Source organism: bacterium, assembly GCA_021372535.1.
Classification (GTDB): domain Bacteria; phylum Latescibacterota; class Latescibacteria; order Latescibacterales; family Latescibacteraceae; genus JAFGMP01.
This window is the reverse complement of record JAJFUH010000095.1, coordinates 1-18,698: the sequence shown is the minus strand read 5'-3', so window position 1 is coordinate 18,698 and position 18,698 is coordinate 1. Positions and strand designations below refer to the sequence as shown.

Annotated in this window: 15 protein-coding genes; 12 read left to right on the top strand and 3 right to left on the bottom strand. The window is 51.1% G+C overall.

Annotation, left to right across the window (positions count from 1 at the left end):
* Positions 1 to 129: 129 nt before the first annotated feature.
* Both LLG96_09125 and LLG96_09120 read right to left on the bottom strand, forming a co-directional pair.
* Entirely contained in the window at positions 130 to 393 is a 264-nt protein-coding gene (locus tag LLG96_09125) for a MerR family transcriptional regulator (GenBank protein MCE5250368.1), read from the bottom strand.
* A gap of 293 nt (positions 394 to 686) precedes the next feature.
* Positions 687 to 2,834, bottom strand: coding sequence for a PAS domain S-box protein (locus LLG96_09120; GenBank protein ID MCE5250367.1), 2,148 nt, complete (start codon positions 2,832 to 2,834; stop codon positions 687 to 689).
* A 443-nt stretch (positions 2,835 to 3,277) separates the two neighbouring features.
* Here LLG96_09120 and LLG96_09115 point away from each other — a divergent pair, with 443 nt between their 5' ends.
* The 12 genes from LLG96_09115 to LLG96_09060 all read left to right on the top strand — a co-directional run bounded on the left by LLG96_09115 (position 3,278) and on the right by LLG96_09060 (position 18,329).
* Positions 3,278 to 4,024, top strand: coding sequence for a GntR family transcriptional regulator (locus tag LLG96_09115; GenBank protein MCE5250366.1), 747 nt, complete (start codon positions 3,278 to 3,280; stop codon positions 4,022 to 4,024).
* Position 4,025: 1 nt separating this feature from the next.
* Positions 4,026 to 5,327, top strand: a complete 1,302-nt coding sequence (locus LLG96_09110) for a neutral/alkaline non-lysosomal ceramidase N-terminal domain-containing protein (protein MCE5250365.1) — start codon at positions 4,026 to 4,028, stop codon at positions 5,325 to 5,327.
* A gap of 199 nt (positions 5,328 to 5,526) precedes the next feature.
* Entirely contained in the window at positions 5,527 to 6,843 is a 1,317-nt protein-coding gene (locus LLG96_09105; protein ID MCE5250364.1) for a hypothetical protein, read from the top strand.
* 188 nt (positions 6,844 to 7,031) lie between these two features.
* Complete coding sequence (locus LLG96_09100; GenBank protein MCE5250363.1) at positions 7,032 to 8,360, top strand: DegT/DnrJ/EryC1/StrS family aminotransferase; 1,329 nt, start codon at positions 7,032 to 7,034, stop codon at positions 8,358 to 8,360.
* A 133-nt stretch (positions 8,361 to 8,493) separates the two neighbouring features.
* Positions 8,494 to 9,531 (top strand): alcohol dehydrogenase catalytic domain-containing protein, encoded by a 1,038-nt coding sequence (locus LLG96_09095; GenBank protein ID MCE5250362.1) that lies wholly within the window; start codon positions 8,494 to 8,496, stop codon positions 9,529 to 9,531.
* 190 nt (positions 9,532 to 9,721) lie between these two features.
* Positions 9,722 to 12,127: a sodium/solute symporter gene (locus tag LLG96_09090; GenBank protein MCE5250361.1), complete on the top strand. Its 2,406-nt coding sequence runs from the start codon at positions 9,722 to 9,724 to the stop codon at positions 12,125 to 12,127.
* A 52-nt stretch (positions 12,128 to 12,179) separates the two neighbouring features.
* Positions 12,180 to 13,133, top strand: coding sequence for a dihydrodipicolinate synthase family protein (locus tag LLG96_09085; protein ID MCE5250360.1), 954 nt, complete (start codon positions 12,180 to 12,182; stop codon positions 13,131 to 13,133).
* Positions 13,130 to 13,597, top strand: coding sequence for a hypothetical protein (locus LLG96_09080; protein MCE5250359.1), 468 nt, complete (start codon positions 13,130 to 13,132; stop codon positions 13,595 to 13,597). The genes LLG96_09085 and LLG96_09080 overlap by 4 nt, the downstream gene beginning before the upstream one ends.
* Positions 13,594 to 14,028, top strand: coding sequence for a hypothetical protein (locus LLG96_09075; GenBank protein MCE5250358.1), 435 nt, complete (start codon positions 13,594 to 13,596; stop codon positions 14,026 to 14,028). Before LLG96_09080 ends, LLG96_09075 begins: the two co-directional genes overlap by 4 nt.
* 21 nt (positions 14,029 to 14,049) lie before the next feature.
* Positions 14,050 to 15,546 (top strand): sodium/solute symporter, encoded by a 1,497-nt coding sequence (locus LLG96_09070; GenBank protein MCE5250357.1) that lies wholly within the window; start codon positions 14,050 to 14,052, stop codon positions 15,544 to 15,546.
* A 70-nt stretch (positions 15,547 to 15,616) separates the two neighbouring features.
* Positions 15,617 to 17,074, top strand: coding sequence for an L-fucose/L-arabinose isomerase family protein (locus LLG96_09065; GenBank protein ID MCE5250356.1), 1,458 nt, complete (start codon positions 15,617 to 15,619; stop codon positions 17,072 to 17,074).
* Positions 17,075 to 17,144: 70 nt separating this feature from the next.
* Entirely contained in the window at positions 17,145 to 18,329 is a 1,185-nt protein-coding gene (locus tag LLG96_09060; protein ID MCE5250355.1) for an amidohydrolase family protein, read from the top strand.
* A gap of 33 nt (positions 18,330 to 18,362) precedes the next feature.
* On the opposite strand, the gene LLG96_09055 is transcribed toward LLG96_09060, so the two are convergent.
* Positions 18,363 to 18,698: SDR family oxidoreductase (locus LLG96_09055; protein ID MCE5250354.1), on the bottom strand; the 336-nt coding region annotated here is incomplete at its 5' end.

Genomic DNA, 18,698 nt, shown 5'->3' with positions numbered 1-18,698 from the left:
CAGGTCATGATAAGGGTGGTCGAGTTTTTTTTTCAAGAATACAGGAAAGAACCATATAAAATAATACATAAAAATTCTTTATGCCCTTAAATGATTAAAACAGAACACCAGTTGATCATACCTTTTATACTAAACAATATTCAGAAGATTCTCTTTTTGTTCCAGTAACCTGTGAGCGCCCTCAAGAGAATATTTTTCTTCATCCACCAGAATCTTGACAAATTGAGCTCTTTTAATATCTTCCTTCGAATATCGACGGAATTTCCGGACTCCGCAGGTTACATACACAGGACGAACGATACCCTTGCGTTCCCAATACCGTAACCGTTCAAATGAAATCCCGATTTTTTTTACCGCTTCTTCAGTTCCATACCTGTTATCACTCATTTTCATAGAATATCCTTTCGACGATTTTGATAAATAACTGTTACTGTTTTCAATCATTTATAGAGTAGATACACCGATATAATTGATGTAAAACAGAATAGTTACGATTATTCTTATATAATTTGAGTTAGAATTTATAGAGAAAAAACATTGAAATCAACAGGGTTTTACTGGTCATATAATGGGTATAATATATACCCATTATATGACGTATTTAACCGTATCGCACAGATTATAATGAAAAGAAAAGTCCGGAATATTTGCGCTATGCCGATGCAAATATCTAATAATCTTACTAATCAAAAATGCTGGAGAAAAGTCGTGAGGTTGACATTTTTATGGGTAATATTTAACTTCTTCCTGATATTTTTACGGTGTTTCTCGACAGTCTGGGCAGAGATATTCAGAATTTTTGATATCTCTTTGGTAGTAAGACCGCTTTCGATGAGGGCGGTAATTTCAATTTCACGCGGGGTCAGTTTCAGAGTATCTTCCGATATTTTTCTGCCGAATGAAGATGTCAGATTCTCCAGCATATGCCTGAATAAAATAAAATACTCATTAGATTCACCCTCCAACGTTAATTTATTTAAAAATGGAATTAAAATCTCGTTAACATTTGTTATGACATCATCCTTAATTGTATTTTTTTCGATCTCGATATGCCCGATGATCTCACGCAGGGCAATATTTTTCTGTTCCAGTTCCGTTTTTTGCTCTCGGAGCTTTGCCTCCGATATTTTCAGCGCTTCCTCTGCCTGTTTCCGATCAGTTATATCCCGAAGAATACCGGTCAGCCCGACAATATTCCCATGGTCGTCCCGCTGAACCATGCCATTGTCCTCGAACCAGCGGATGTTCCCCTTTTTATCCCTCATTCTGAACTGCGAAGGAAATTCTTCTCCCTGGGTTAAAGACCGCTGAAAATCGATCATAACACTCTCTCTGTCCTCGGGAACAACAAATTCAAAAAAATCACGTGATAATGCATCATCGAGGCTGTATCCGTAACGGAGAATCTGAGGACCAAGGTGGGTTATCGTTCCCTGTGCATCGATTGAATAAATAATGTCATTGATACTTTCGGTGAGCCTGTGATATTTCTCTTCGCTTTTCCGGACAGCTTTTTCTGCCAGCCACCGCTGGAGAGAAACCGAAGCCTGATTGCAGAAAATCTCGACCAGTTCCATATCAAGCGGTTCCGCTCCTTTAAAGGTCACGATAATGGTCGTACCATAAATATTCCCTTTACTCACAAAACCTATTCCATATATATCAGCAATATGCAGCATCGACTCCAATGTCTTACAGACAATTTGAGGTATCATTTTAAACGACAGGGCATAAATGCCTCCCTCAATTTTTTCAAGTTTACCTCTCTGGATTGGTTCTCGCTGTTCATCGGTCAGCTTGAAAGTCATTCCAACCGGGTGTCTTTTCAGCATTTTTACAACGTTTTCCAGCCTGTTTCCAAGACCGATAACCGCCCTGGTTTCAAGCAAGGATTTTGACTCGTCACATGAGTTTATAATAATAACCGCATCACCGGTGATTTCTTTCAGCTTATTACCGATAGCCTGGTATATGTTTTCATCGGGCGATATCTGTACCAGTTCCATCGCTTTCTGGGCAAGAATCTCCATTCGTTTTGTATTGCGTTTTTCAATATTCTCTGCACTTTTCCTTTTGGTGATGTCCAGAATGATACTCTGATAATGGGTGTTTTCTTCCTGTGGATTGCATATTGTTTTCGAATGATCTCCTATCCAGCGCACATCTCCCGATATTGTAATCAGACGGTATTCCTGATAAAACTCTGTAATATTTTTCCGGGCACAATCTGCTATCTCTGATACAAATTTTGGTAAATCATCAGGATGTATGATACCGGTCCATGATACTTTACCCGAAAGAAAATCTTCAGGTTGATAGCCGAACTGTCTGATGTTGTCAGAAACGAATTCTACCGGCCAGCTGTGTGACATCTTCCAGAAAAGTACGATTGCCGGACTTCGATTGATAATGGATCGGAATTCCTTCAGTTGTTCATATATTTTCTTGTATTTTTCCTCTGACTTTTTTCGTTCGGTGATGTCTCTTCCGATTCCGAGAATCGCATATGGTTTGCCGTTGCGGTATATAAGCGTGCCGTTAGTCTGTATATGAATATGTTTTCCTTCCTTGTTCCTCACTATAAACTCGGTAAAACCCTTCTGATATCCGATCCTGATTATTTCTTTCATGGTTTCAATGGCTTTATCAACCTGTTCGCTCGCGATTATTGTTGAAAAATCAGCTGTACCGATTTCTTCTTTTTTATAACCGAGCAGTTTCAAAGCCGCAGGATTTGCATCCAGGAACCTTCCATTAAAATCATGGATATATACCAGATCAACTGTTTTTTCAAACAGTGTGATGAATTCATCTTCATAAGAAAGTCCTGTCATAGTACGCCCCATTGATAGATCAGAATATACCTGTCATAAATTATCCCCTGCTTCGGCATGCGATGTTTTTCCAGCAAAAACTAACCAACTTCAGCAGAATACATCTTCTTTTTCATGTCGAAAGTAACAATTATATGAGTTCCGTAATGCCGGGAGAACTTTTCATAAAATTAAAGCCGATTTTCGGGAAATTCTTTCGACGAATATAATGATATCTTTTAAAATCAGTATATAATATAATCACTCATATTTCAAATAAAATCAACTTTGTTATCCCGTTATTATTTGATCCGGAAAGATTCAGAATTTTCAACAGAACGGCAATTTATCAGGTCATGATGATTTGTCGAGAAATTCGTCATGATTTGTATTGACAAGAAACCATGAGTTATTATACTTATTATAATGAGTGAGCACACAGGTGTCCAAACAGAAAGTTTACCATGGCCAAACTTCTCTATCAGTCTGTTTATGACGACCTCAAATACCGTATCGTAACGGGTACGTATCCCCCGGGAACCGCTCTGCCTTCCGAAACAGGGCTTAAAAACGAATTTCATGTAAGTAGTATTACTGTCCGCCGTGCTATTCAGGAGCTCGTTTTCGACGGTCTCGTTGAAAAACGTCATGGTATCGGCAGCTTCGTCCGCGACAAATCACGGGAAACAGAAGTAATCGGTCTTTCAAGCTTCACAACCGATGTGGCGGCCGGAAGACTGAGAATCGTGCGCACCCTCCTCGTTGATGACATGGTTCCGGCCCGCAAGGATATCGCGGAAAAACTCGGTGTGCAGCCCGATTCGATGCTGCGGCATCTGGTACGGCTCGATACCATAGGAGGCAGCCCTTTCTCGCTGGACGAAGTATACATCTCCCCTGTTCCCGGCAGCTTCATATCCCGTGATATCGCGGATTCACCGCTCTTCATGCATCTTTTACAGGAAAAGGCCGGTTTATGCTTTGTCCGTACCGAGTATGATATCCGGGTGCATAAAGCCGGGCAGCGGGAAAAGGAGTTTCTCGGTGTTGATGAATCGTCTCCTCTCCTCATCACGGGAGAACTGATTTTCGATGCATCCGACCATCCCGTACTCTGGATTGTAAGCACCTATCCCGCATACCGTTGCCGCCTGAATGGCACGGTAAAGCTCGTTCAGCGGTCAACACCCTGTGGTACCATCGGAGAATGACATGATCGCCGGTGCAGCGAAAATCGATATAATCCCCCGTGGAAACGTCTGGATGGACGGCATGATCCGCGGGCACAAATCCACGGGAATCCATGACCGTATCTTTGCTCGGGCGCTTGTTCTGGGGTCGGACGACAGTATGGAACATGCCTGCGCACTCATTTCGGTCGAAGTCTGCGGCATTCGCGGCAGTGATGCTCATCTCATGAGGGAATCGATCGCCCGCGAGACAGGAATACCGCCGGAACACATCGTTATCGCCGCGACGCACACTCATTCGGGGCCTGCAACGATCGGTTTCTTCAATCCCGTCGAGGATGGCTATATCGGAGAACTTCATGAAAAGATTACGGAGGTCACACGCGATGCCGCCCGCAACACCGGGCCTGTCGCCGTCGGTTTTGCATCTGGTGCGGAGAATACCATCAGCCATTATCGCCGCCTTCTCGCCGAGGACGGGCATGTGGTCATGAACTGGGAGCAGTACCCTGCCGAAAAAATCATCGGGCCGCTCGGAGAGACCGATTCAGAGGTCGGCATTGTGAAGTTCGCCGATGCCGGAAATCCCGGAACTGCACGATGCCTGCTTTTCAACCATGCGGGACATCCCAATGTGCTGTCGGGTGACAATTACCGTATCAGCGGCGATTATCCTGGTTACGCGGCGCACCTCCTCGAAAACGAGTACGGTTGTACGGCGCTATTCCTCAACGGCGCCCAGGGAACCATGGATATCGACGGCCTCAGGGACCGTGACACGGAAGGGGTCGAAAGGACAGGCAGTGCGCTCGCCGCTGCCGTAGCGGAAACAGCGTGCCGTATCGATCTTTCGCAGGATTTGAGAATCCGAACCGGGCATGTCCGGTACACACTGCCTCCGCGAATGATAACGGCTGATGAATTATCATGGGCGGAACAGGTGATTGCCGCCACCGGAGGGGCTGTCAGGACGATGGCGGATGGAGTCGGCGACGATTACAAGGCGCTTCTCTTCAAACGTCTCCATGAACAGGAAAACCGTGACATCCCGGCGGAACATACCTGCATCGCGATCGGCGACTGTGCGCTGATCAGTTTTCCCGGCGAGCTCTTCACAGAAATCGGTCAACGCATAAAACGTGAAAGCCCATTTAGTTATACCTATATAATCGGCCTCGCCAATGGTGAAATCGGCTATGTCCCCACTGCGAAAGCAATCGGTGAAGGTGGATATGCCGTGGAAACCCGTGAGGTGTGCGACAATGCAGAAGAGATTATCGTTTCACATTGTCTGGAACTGCTGAATAGAGTATACGGGACTTGAAATATTAAGGCACGAGGCACAAGGGAAAAATAAGAAAACATCCCTCTATAACAGAGTAAAAAAGGAGCATACACCTATGGAGGAAAAGACGATGAAATATAAACCAACCGGAATGAAGTTTAACTGGTGCAAAATGACACTGGTTATTATGGTTCTTTGTATGGCGGCCTTGTCTTCCTGTACTCTATGGGCGGCTGAAATGAAGGCAGGGACAGCTAAGGCTGTTATCACTCCAGAAAAACCGTACCCCCTGACATCAGGGAAACTCCAGACCGGCGAGATGCGCCCCCCCGAGGGGAAAACCCATGATTTATACGCGAGAGTACTCGTCCTCAACGATGGAACCACCCGTCTTGTCATTGTGACCTACGACATGAACAGCTTCGATGTCGCCACGCCAATTCTCCGTGAACGGTGCAGGGACAAACTGGGAATAGACCCTTCCTGTCTGCTCCTCATTGCGACCCATAACCACCAGGCGCCCATGCCTCGGTGGGCGGAGAATTTTCCCCATCAGCGGTGGCTGGCCGAGAAAGTTTTCGGGCTCATCAAAACGGCGATTGCAAATGAACAGGGCCCGGTGAACCTTTTCTTCGGCTCCGGCAACGGGTATTTCATCAGAAGTTCGGGAAATGCTCCGGTGGATTATGAGGTTCAGGTACTGAAGGTGATGTACGGGGATAAAGTCCTTGCGATGCTTTTCAACCATCCCACGCATGTGATGACAACAGCGGACAATATAATCGATGTCGGTCATCCCGGATATGCCATGGATGAAATAGAGCGGCAGATTCCCGGGGTGCTCGCTCTTTACGGCGATGCATGCGGAGCAAACCAGTTCGTCATACCTCCCGAGGGAGTCGATAAGCCTGAGGGTGCGAAAATCATCGGCAGTCAGCTTGCCCGTATCGTTCTCGATATTGCCAATGGCTCCATGGAGGACATAACCGGCCCGATTTCGAGTAAAATGGAGGTCATCCCGCTGCCGTTTGCTCCCCCTCCCTCCTACGAGGAGGCGCTGGCGCTGGCAAAGGACGTTCCTCTCGACATCGGCATCGTTCATGGCAAAAACAGGGATACCAACTGGATCAGAACTCTTCTGAGTTACTATAAGGAAGGAATGCCGTTTCCGACAAAATCAACCGATCTTGTCTGCATCGACGAGGGATACCTGACAAGAAAACCCGACAAACCGAGAGCCTTCCCATGCCGTATCGAGGAGGTCATAGCGGCAAAAATAGGCCCCATGCCGCTCGTCGTGTTGCAGGGAGAGGTCTGCGCACCCATCGGGATGCGGATCAAGGATACGTTTCGATGCAGTATGCCGATCATGGTTTTCGCATACATGGGCGAGCAGAACATCTATATACCGACCCGTGAACTGGTGAGGCTCGATGCATATCAGTCGCAGGTAATCCGGATTCAGTATGGATCCCCGTGCGGGTGGGCGCCGGAAGTTGAGGATGACATGGTGAACGGGGTTATCGAACTCGTCAAATCGACTCTCGAAAAATAGCGCTCAGCTTGTATAAGTTGAAATATTTCACCACGGAGACACGGGGACCACGGAGAAAAACAGTGATTTCATGTGTGCATTTTCCTTTTGTTATCTCAGGATATGCCAAATATTACTTTAAAAAGAAGAACCATGTTAGAGAATACATAACATCACAAGCAGTTATATAAACCGGAAGGAGATCACGAGTGAGCGAAAAACTGGCTATCAGCGGCGGAAAACCGCTTCTGAAACGCTCCGATTATAAAAACTGGCCCATCATTACCCATGACGACCGTCGGTTCATCAACGAGGTTCTCGACAGCGGCATAGTCGCCGGAGGAACAGCGCCGCAGGTCGTCGCGCTCCAGAAAGAATGGGCGGAATTCACGGGATCGAAATACTGTCTTACCACAGCGAGCGGAACCGCAGCCCTTCACATGGCTCTTGCGGCGGTCGGCGTCGGCCCGGGCGACGAGGTAATTGTCCCGGCATACACTTTCCTCGCAACAGCATCGAGCGCTCTCCACCAGATGGCGATACCCGTGTTCGTGGACATCGACCCAAGAACCTACACCATGGACCCCTCGCTGCTCGAAGCCGCCATCACCGGGCGTACGAAAGCAATCATCCCCGTCCACATCCAGGGATGTCCCGCCGATATGGATCCGATTCTTAAAATCGCCCGCAGGCACAACCTGTTCGTCATCGAAGACGCCTGCCAGGCTCACGGCGCCATGTACAAGGGCAGAATGTGCGGCACCATGGGACATGCCGGGGCATTCAGTCTCAACAACCTCAAGAACCTCTGCGGCGGCGAAGGCGGACTCTATGTCACCGACGATCCCGACCTGCTCAAAAAGGGCGACCTTGTCCGGTACTTCGGGGACGAGGCCGACGAACGGACCCTCAGGCAGAAATACAACGCCTCAATTCTCGGTTACATGTACCGTAACCAGGAGCTCCCGGCGGCGCTTGCGCGGGGGCAGCTGAAACACCTCAACGAGCTCAACGATGCCCGTATTCGAAACGCCGGATACCTGACCCATGCGTTGAGTACGATTCCGGGTGTTATCCCGCCGTACTGCCCGCCGGACTGCCGGCATGTCTACTGGTTCTACGCCGTCCGTTTCGACCCGGAAACGGCAGGAGTGGACATCGAGCCCCGGAGATTCAGAATCGCTGTCGAAAAGGCCCTTCACATGGAGGGTGTCATGGTCGGACAGTGGCAGGTTATGCCGGTTCCCGAACAGGATATTTTCAGGAGCATGATCGGGTACGGAAACCGGTATCCCTGGGCGATCAACGAGGCGAAAGGCATCACATACCGGTACAGCGGCGACGATTACCCGGTGGCGAAGAATCTCTGTGACACCTATACCAATATCCACGGCTTTACACCTCCGAACGGCACCGACCTTCTTGAGAAGATCATCGAAGGATTCCGGAAGGTTTTCGGTAACCTCGACGAGGTGGCAGCCCATGCGGATGACGATATAACTCCGGGCTTCGACGGCGGGCTTTATGGTGTGGGATAAACAACCAGGTAAAACTGACAGCGGGTCATATCCAACAGATTCTTAAACACGAAATACTTTATGGACAGGAAAGTATTTTAATTGTGTTTGTGCTTTTAAAGTAACATTCTTTTTATAACACGAGGCAGAACCAATGAAAAGCAGAGGACTGTACGGTAAAAAATACCTCGATATCGAGGAGCGGATGATCGGGATCGGCCCGCCCGATGAGGATCATGTCGTTGTCCGTGTCCGGGCATGCGGTGTGTGCGGCACCGACATCAATTTCGTGCGTGACTGGGAAGAAGGATATATGCCGCTCGGGCACGAAATCTCCGCAGAGGTTGTCGAAGCAGGGAAAAACGCGCTCCGCCATGTAAAACCGGGCGATACGGTCATCGTGGAAGACTGTTCCATGTGCGGAGTCTGCAAGGATTGCAAGAGCGGGCATCCAGAATTCTGCCGGAACATGTACACCATGGAAAACCAGCCAGGTATGGGTGAGTACATGTCAGTACGGTACAACAGTCTCGACAAATACGAAGGGCTTGATCATGTATCCGCCTGTCTCACCGAACCGCTCGCGGTTTCGCTCACCTCGGTTATCAACGCGCAGATACCTCCCGGCGGAAGCGTAGTCGTGCTCGGTCCAGGCCCGCTCGGTCTCATGTCGGCCCGTGTGGCGCGTCTCCGTGGCGCAGGATTTGTGGCCATAACAGGACTGTCCGCCGACAGCGAACGTGAACGCGCCCGTCTCCGTCTCGCCGAGCGGTTCGGCTGCGACCTCGTCATCGAGACTGAAAAACAGGATATCGGCGAGGAGATAAAAAAACGGTTTCCCGACGGAGTCGACCGTGTCATCGTTTCATCGCCGCCCGAGAGTATCCGCGATGCTTTGAGGATCATCCGGTTTGGCGGCATCATTACGTTTTACGGTCTCCATTTCGGTGGAAAGAGCGCCATTACTATCGATATAAACGATCTGATTTTCAGGAAGATAAGCCTGATTCCCACCTTTGCTGAACCGGCGATCAATTTCCCGGTCTCGAACAGGCTTCTGAGGGACGGTCTTGTCGATGCGAAGGCGCTTGTTACCCATACATTCGGGTTCGGCGACGCTCCGAAAATCATGAAGGCGGTCATCGACGGCACCGAGCCGGTAATCAAGGCGGTCATGCTCCCTCATGGATAATAACGGCAATTGACGACAACGGCAATTATTGTATAAAGAAATGACAATCGCATTCCGTTCGGAAAAATACTGAATAGAGGAAAATAACTTTTCATTCATCATTCATAAACCGAAGCGTATGAATACAAAACACATCTCTTTCAAACCAGCGAGGCTTTTTCTATATCTCGTTCTCTTGCTGACAGTTATAATGCCCCGTTCTTCGCTGGCGGGCGATGACGAGCAGTCCAGGGAACGCCGCGAGCGCTGTGTTACCATTCTCCGCGAGGAACTTGCGGCCGATGGCGCTTTCTGGGTGAATGTGCATGCAGCCGAGGCGCTCATCGGAAATGTCTATCCCGAGGGAGTCGAAGAGCGCATATCGGCGCTTTCCGGAAAACCCGGATCGAGCATTGTCGGCATCTCGCGGGTTATGGCGAGACTGAAGCGGAAAAACGCCGTCCTCTATCAGAACTATGTCAACACCATCCGCGACGAGTTTCTCAATCCCGGTTCGCCGAACAGAATCGGCGCTCTTGAAAGCCTCGGAAAGCTCGGGTACAGTGAACGTCTTCCCGAAATAGTACGCCTTGCGGACGAAGGCGGAAGCGATATCAGGGGATTCGCGCGGTGGGTGCTTGCCAACTCCGGCAGCGCGGGCGACGAAGCGTATCTCGCCGAACTGCTCTCCTCCGGGGAACAGAAGGATTACTTCTATGCATCATACGCCCTCCGCTTCATGAGCACTATACGGCCGGAAACGCTCGCCCTTCTCGAATCGTGCGCCAGGAGGCTGAGCCACGATGCGCCGTACCGCGCCTATGTGGCGAGCGCGCTCTTTGTCCATGCGCCGCCGGAAGGGAGAGCGGAAGCCCGATCCGACCTTGTATCCTATGCGGAAGGCCAAAAAACCGACAGGTACGAAGTCTGTGAAGCGCTCGCCGTGCGGGGAGATACATCCGATATTCCGTTTCTCGAAACACTGCTGACTGATCCCGAACCTGATGTCAGGGTCGGCGCCGCCAATGCCATTCTCAGGATAGAGCGCCGTGAGTTCCGCGGATTGCGGTGGCCGGACTGGGGCGTAATTGTGCTCTACGGGTGCGCCATGCTCGGTATCGGTCTGTATTTTTCAAAGAGGCAGAAAACAACGGACGAGTACCTTGTCGGGAGCAGGCAGGTGAACTCGTTCGTGGCGGGAATATCGCTCTTCGCCTCGTTTTTAAGCACCATTTCCTATCTTGCCATTGCCGGGGAGATCATCAAGCACGGCCCGCTCGTATTTCTCATTCATATCGCATCCTTCCCTGTTGTTTACTTCATAACCGCCTATTTTTTCATACCGTTTTTCATGAAGCTCCCTATCACGAGCGCGTATGAAATCATCGAGAAACCGCTCGGCAAGGGTGTGCGGATCATGGGGTCGTTTATCTTCCTGCTCACCCGGTTCGTGTGGATGGCGCTCCTGATCTATCTGACATCGAAGGCGCTCGTGGTTATGCTCAATTGGGATGAACGGTATATACCGCTTATTTCCATCGCGGGTGGAATAATAACGGTTATCTACTCGACCATCGGAGGCCTTCGGGCGGTTCTCGCGACAGATGTGACGCAGTTTTTCATACTTCTGCTCGGAGCGGTCCTCACGGTTGTCATCGTCACCGTGCGGATGGGTGGCGCAGGCGCATGGATTCCCACCGAATGGGCGCCAAACTGGGACAGGCTTGTCTTCTTCAGCTTCGATCCCTATATAAGACTCACCATATTTTTCACCATTCTCCATATAATCGCATGGTGGGTGAGCACCGCGGGTTCGGATCAGATGGCGATTCAGCGTTTTGTGGCGACAAGAAATGTCAAAGCTGCCCGCAGGACGTTTCTCTTTACAATGATCAGTGAAAAAACGCTCATTTTTATTCTCATATGCGTCGGATTTTCACTTCTGAGCTTTTACCGGGCGAACCCCCATTATATTCCCGACGGGAAGGACCTGATCACCGACGCCGATTTCCTGTTCCCTAATTTCATCGCGAATTACATGCCCATCGGGATTTCGGGACTCGTTATCGCGGCCATCTTTTCCGCGGCCATGTCGAGCCTCTCATCGGGAATCAACTCGACCGCGGCGGTCATTACAACGGATATCATTCCGTGGCTGACAAAAAAGGCAGGTACAGATTTCGATCATCTCCGGCTGGCCAAGCTGAGCAGCCTAGTCGTGGGTGTGCTCGTTGTCGCCATAAGCTCGATCATGGGAAAGGTTCCGGGAAATATCAATGAAGTGACCGCAAAAACGAACGGCCTGTTCATCTCGCCGCTCTTCAACCTGTTCTGCATGGCGCTCTTTGTCCCATTCGCCACACCGTTCGGAACTGTTATGGGGAGCATTTACAGCTTCGCTTTCGCCTGCGTCGTCGCGTTCTGGGATGTGATGACCGGACGGCCCGGCATAACCTTCCTCTGGATCGGTCCCGGCTCGCTTGCTGTAGGGATTTGCACAAGCCTCCTTTTCAGCCTCATCCCCGTAAAGGGCAAAGGACTCTATGCATACATCTTCTGGAGTGTTATATTACTTGCGCCGATACTTACATTCTATGGCGTGTTGTGGTTTATATAAAGGAATGTTCAATACGCGAAACTGTATCAGTCATCAGAATGAGGTCCTACCCATGGATACCATCATACCCGAGAGGGCACGGCTGACCGGCGTCTGGTCTGCAGCGCCCACGCCCCTGACCGATAACATGACAGTCAATACCGACGATGTAAAACGCATGGTCGACCACCATCTCAGCCTCGGAGTCAACGGCCTTTTCCTCGCAGGGAGTAACGGCGAAGGCCCATGGCTCCCCGATCACGAGCGCAGGATACTTGTTCGTACGGTAGTGAAGCATGTCGCGGGAAAGCTCGTTATCGCAGTACAGGTCACCGACAATTCCATGGCCCGTGTGCTCGATAATTCCCGCATGGCAGCCGAGGACGGCGCCGATATTGCGGTTATCGCGCCGCCGAATTTTTTCATGAACGCAACGCCCGCGAACCTGACAAACCATTACATCGGGGCAATCCGCCGGAGTCCGCTTCCTGTCGGCATTTACGACCGCGGCAGCTTCGGTCCGGTTTCTGTTCCGGCGACTGTGCTGAAGAAGGTATATCTCGAAAAGAACGTTATCATGATCAAGGACAGTTCTCTCGATCCCGAACACACCCGTACAGCCCTTGCAGCCCGTAAAAAGCGGCCTGAGCTCAGCCTCCTGTCAGGGTACGAATTCGATTGTGTCAAGTATCTCGAGATGGGCTATGACGGGCTTCTTCTCGGCGGCGGTGTTTTCAACGGCCACCTTGCAGGCAGAATTCTCGAAGCGGTGCGTGCCGGCGACATCAAACAGGCACAGCGTATCCAGAGAAAGATGAACCGTATCATGTACGCCATCTACGGCGGCAGAAATATCTCATGCTGGCTCTCGGGTGAAAAGAAGCTTCTCGTGGACATGGGAATCTTCAGCACATGGAGAAATTTCCCGAATTACCCCCTCACTCCGTCATGCATCCGGGTAATCGGGCGGATTCTGAAAGAGGAGAGAGACGTGCTGTTTCCGGAGAAAGGGGTTCTGGGGCGATGACAAAAGAGGTCATGGAGCGACGCGCTTCCGATAACGTGTATCTCCACAAGGATTTTCACGGCGCGCTGAGCACGGGGATCGAGTATCTGCATACCCGCTACGGAGAAGAGGCTGTGCGCGAGTATCTCCATCAGTTCACTATCGCTTACTATGCCCCTCTTGTGACGAGCCTTGTCGAAGAGGGCCTGTCCGCCCTCAGGGAGCATTTTGAAAATATTTATGGCATCGAGGGCGGAAAAATCGAAACATCGCTCTCTGTTGATGAGCTTTTAATATATGTGCTGTCGAATCCGGCAGTCGAACACATGCGACAACACGGGTACACCATCGCCCGCCTCTACCGTGAAACGATCGAATCGGTGAATAAAGCGCTCTGCCTTGGCACTCCCTATACGTTCGAGCTTGTCGAATATGACGATGCCACGGGGCGGAACACCCAGCGTTTTTTCAGGAGGCGTTCATGATTACCTGCACCGATTTCATCCCCGCATACAGCGAGCTGTTTAAATATCTTGAAAGCAGGGGCGGGAAAGACGCTGTCGTGGACTTCTGGAATTATCTTTCTGACAATTTTCTGGGTAATCTCAGGAGTCTTGTGGAAGAGCACGGCCTGCGGGGCTGCTGGATGTACTGGAGCCATACGCTCAACGAGGAAGCCGCCGATTTTACCATGGAGCTTGACGAGGAAGCCGGAGAATTCTCCATAACCATGCATACCTGCCCATCAAAGGGAAGACTTCTCGAGTTGTCACATTTCGCCCCGTACCCCGATTACTGCGAACACTGCAACGTTTTGTACCGCCGTGTGCTCGAACCGCTCGGGTATGAATACTCGATTGATCTTTCCGAATGCGAAAAAGCCAAATGTAAGGTAACAGTAAAGAAGAGAGCCTGACAGGGAAGGAAACAACTGTCCATGAAAGCATTGAGTCTCATCGACTGGATTATTTTTATCGGATATCTGGTCACGATATTCGGGATCGGCGTGTATTTTACCAAACGGCAGAAATCCAACGAGGATTATTTTGTCGGGGGACGGAAAATGAACTGGATTGCAGTGGGCATTTCACTGTTCGCCACTTCGTTCAGCTCCATATCGTTTCTCGCATATCCCCGCGAGGGCGCGTATGAAGATTATCATTTATTCCTGACATTACTCTTTATACCATTCGTTATCGTTCCCCTTTTATGGTTCATCTACGTGCCGCTTTTCCGCCGCCACAATCTCGTCAGCATCTATGAGTATCTCGAGATACGGTTCAACCGCCCGATGCGCCGTCTCGGAACCCTTCTGTTTGCAGGGTATGCAATCGGATGGATGGGCAGCATGCTCTACGGCATGGGGCTTATCATGCAGTCGGTCATGGGACTGACCGAAGCACAGATGGTCTGGATGCTCATCGGCATCGGCATGGTTGCGGTCGTGTATACAACCCTCGGGGGAGTCGAAGCGGTCGTCTGGAGCGATGTTCTCCAGACAATCATTCTCGGCGGATGTATGTTTATAGTACTCTATCTGGCGCAGCACCATATTGAGGGTGGATTTTTGAAGGTAATCACATATGGCTCCGAACACAACAAATTCCGGATGTTCAACATGCACCTCGATCTTCATGAGCGCCGTAATTTTTTCTCCGCATGCGCATTCGCGCTGTTCATGTATCTGCCGGGGTATACCGTGGCGCAAACCACGGCGCAGCGGTATGTGAGCACCAGAAATCTGGCTGAAGCCCGCCTGTCGCTGCTCATCAGCGGGATTGTCTCCACGGTTGTGTGCCTGACGTTCTTTCTGGTCGGGACAACCCTGTACGTTTTTTACAATAAGCCCGGTGCAGCCGGATTTCCCGAGCTGTTCAGGGAGGACCAGCTGCTGCCGCACTTTGTCGCCACCGTGATACCCTCAGCCGGATTGGTCGGCCTCCTGCTCGCAGGATTGTTTGCGGCGGCCATGAGCACCATCGACAGCGGCATCAACAGCCTGACAGCCGTGATTGTATATGACTGGCTCTCGGGCCGCGATATCGGTGTGGCTACAAGCAGGTTCCTCAGCGGCTTTTTCGGCGTTCTCGTTATCGCGGCGGCCCTTGTGGCACCGTATCTGGGCGAGCATCTTCTAGAGATAATCGCCAAGATAACCGGAACGTTTCTCGGTCTGCTGCTCGGAATTTTCATCCTCGGCATGTTCGTTCCGGGCGCGAATGCGGGAGGTTCATGTATCGGGTTTATCGCTGGAGCACTGGCCCTGTACATGGTCTGGACATGGACAAGCCTACCCCACTGGTGGTACGGCGGCGTTACTATTTTTACCACGGTGATAGTCGGGATTCCGGCAAGCCGGTTCTTTGAAAAACCGACCGCCGAACAACTGAAAGGGTTGTTTTCGTTCCACAATTCTGAAAGACAAAGTGACTAAGGAGCAAAGAGACAAAAGGACTGATCGACAGAGGTGATATCGAATTGAGGGGGACAGCGTGAAAAAAAACATGATTTCAATCGAGCGGAGGAAAAAACTCACGGCTCATATCGGTGTTTTCGGGGTCGGACATTATACCTACTGGTCGCAGTTCGAGGGGCTTCTTGACGAAATGCACCGAAAGCAGAGGGTTTTTGTCGATAAAGTCAGAAAGAACGGCGTCACGGTCACCGATTTCGGTCTCATCGATGATGCCCGCGGGGCTTACGCTCTCCTCCCGAAGCTGAAAGCGGCGGCTCCCGATCTCATTTTCTGCGACATGGTCACCTATGCCACATCCTCGACTTTCGGCATTCTCATACGTGAACTCGATATCCCGGTCGTACTCGTCGCTCTTCAACCCCTCAAAGCGCTCGATTACACGAAAGCGTCCACCTACATGCAGCTCTGCAACGATGATTTCTGCGCCGTTCCCGAATTTACGGGCGTAGCTGTCAGAATGGGAAAAAGACCCCCGCAAGTCATAATCGGCACGCTCGATGGCGATCCGGAAGCGGACACCGAGATCGCGGAATGGTGCGGTATAGCGAAGGTCCTGCACGATCTCAAGGGAGCGCGTATCGGGCATTTCGGCCATGTGCTCGAATCCATGCTCGACATGCACACCGATCCGACCGCGCTGACAGCGGCATTCGGCTGCCACATCGTACAGACCGAGGCCGAAGACCTCCTCCGTCTTCAGAGAACGGTGACCGATTCCGAGATCGAAGCTAAAAAGGAGCGGATCAGCGCGATGTTCGACATGCCCGACCCGGGATCGGATCCCATCGCCTGCAGAGTGACCGATGAAGACCTCCATACCGCCGCCCGCGCCGCTGTCGCGCTCGACAAGTTCATAGAGGAAAAGGAGCTCGACGGTCTGGCATATTATTATGAAGCCGGGGAAGGAAGCGAGATGCGCAGGCTTGTGACCAACCTGATTGTCGGTAATTCCCTCCTCACCGCTGCCGGTTTCCCCATGTGCGGGGAATCTGATCTCAAGACATGCATCGCCATGATGATCATGGATCGCCTGGAAATGGGAGGAAGCTTCGCGGAATTTCATCCCATCGATTTCACCAGAGGATCGGTGCTCGTCGGACATGACGGCCCCCATCACATAAACATAGCCGACCGGAAACCCGTCCTGAGAAGCCTTTTAAAATATCACGGTAAACCCGGTTCGGGAGCGAGCGTCGAATTCAACATAAAAGAGGGCCCGATTACCATGCTCAGCATCAATACGACCGGCGACGGCCGTTTCAAATTCATCATTGCCGAGGGTGAATCCCTCAAAGGCCCGATTCCGCCGACAGGCAACACGAATACCCACGGGTATTTCAAGCCCGATATCCGTACATTTCTCAAGCGCTGGGTGTCGGAAGGACCGACCCATCACTTTGCCCTGGGTATCGGCCACCGTGCCCACACCATACAAAAAATCGCCGATATTCTCGGCATCGAAAGTGTCATCGCTGCGAATGGATGATTTATCCGGGGAACAGTATCGCAGGATGATTATCTGACCGGATGCATATATACCATCAGGGAGAGCTATTATGGCAGGGAAAACAGGCACCATGATCATCAGAAACGGCGATGTGCTTTTGCCGGACGGAACGATCGAAACCTGCGATGTCTCCATCCATGACGGCAAGATCGGCTTTGAAAGAGCGGCATCTCACCATGAAACCGAAATCGACGCCGCAGGAAACTACGTCCTCCCCGGTCTCATCGACCTGCACACCCACGGCATCGGCACGGTATCGACCGATAAGGGTACGCTCGAAGAATATGCGCATCTCGAGGCTTCACGGGGGACAACGACGTTCTACCCGACCCTGTTCGGCCCTCCGGAAGTCAACGCAGCGAATTTCAGACGTTATTTCAGCGAAACCGACGATCTTCGTAAAACACCCCAGATACTTGGATTCAGGCTCGAATCCCCCTATCTCGCGCAAACCGGAGCCGGTGTATCGAAGGACCTCGCACCCATCAGCTCAAAGATCACCGGCATGCTCCGTGAAGCCGGAAGAGGCTTTATAAAACTGTGGGACGTTTCGCCCGAGCTCGACGGTGCACCGGGATGCATCCGAGAGCTTTCTGAGGACGGCATCATTGTCAGCATCGCGCACACACTCGCCACGATAGAACAGGCGCGGATTGCGGTCGATTCAGGCGCGCGGCTCGTCACCCACCTCTTCGATACCTTCGAGCTTCCCGACATTACCGACCCCGATCCCGGGGTTTATCCGGCAGGGCTCGTCGACTATCTGCTCGTCGAGGACCGCGTAACCTGCGAGATCATCGGCGACGGCACCCATGTCCATCCTCTCCTCGTCGAGAAAACGTTCCGGTGCAAAACACCCGGACGTCTCGTATTCGTCACCGACAGCAACTACGGCGCCGGTCTTCCTCCGGGACGGTACACCCTGCCGGGAAGCTGGGGCAATGTGGAGATCGACGGCTGTAACAACGGTGTCCGCATGCTCGACCGCAACATGGAGCTCGCCGGAAGCGCACTCACTCCTCTCGACAGCTTCCGAAACGCATTAAAGCTTTTCGGGAAAGATATCGCAACTGCAAGCCGTGTGTGTTCCAAAACGCCCGCGGAGCTCATGGGACTCAACAAGGGAGAAATAGCGGAGGGCCGGGACGGAGACATCATCATACTCGACCGGCAGCTGGAGCTGCGGTATACAATTGTCGGGGGCGTCGTGGTCTACAAAAACGAGCGATCGTGATTCCCGGCGTTTTTCTTTCGATGATTCCGGGCCTTATTTCGCTGTATATCCGCCGTCCACAGGGATGTTGACACCGGTGATATAGGCAGATGCGTCCGATGCCAGGAAGACGATAACCCCTTTGAGATCGGTATCGTTCGCAAGACGGTCGAATATCGTCCTGCTGCAGTAGTTATTGACGAAGGCTTCGGGCATGGAAGGCTGGTACAGGCCGCCGGGGCTTACGCAATTGCACCGAACCCCCTTGTCGCCGTAATAGCTCGCGATAAATCGTGTGAAGTTTATGATTCCGCCCTTGTGAAAAAAGTAGTCGGGATACCATGCATGCATGGAGGTACCGACATAGTTGGTCGGATCGGGGCCGATCAT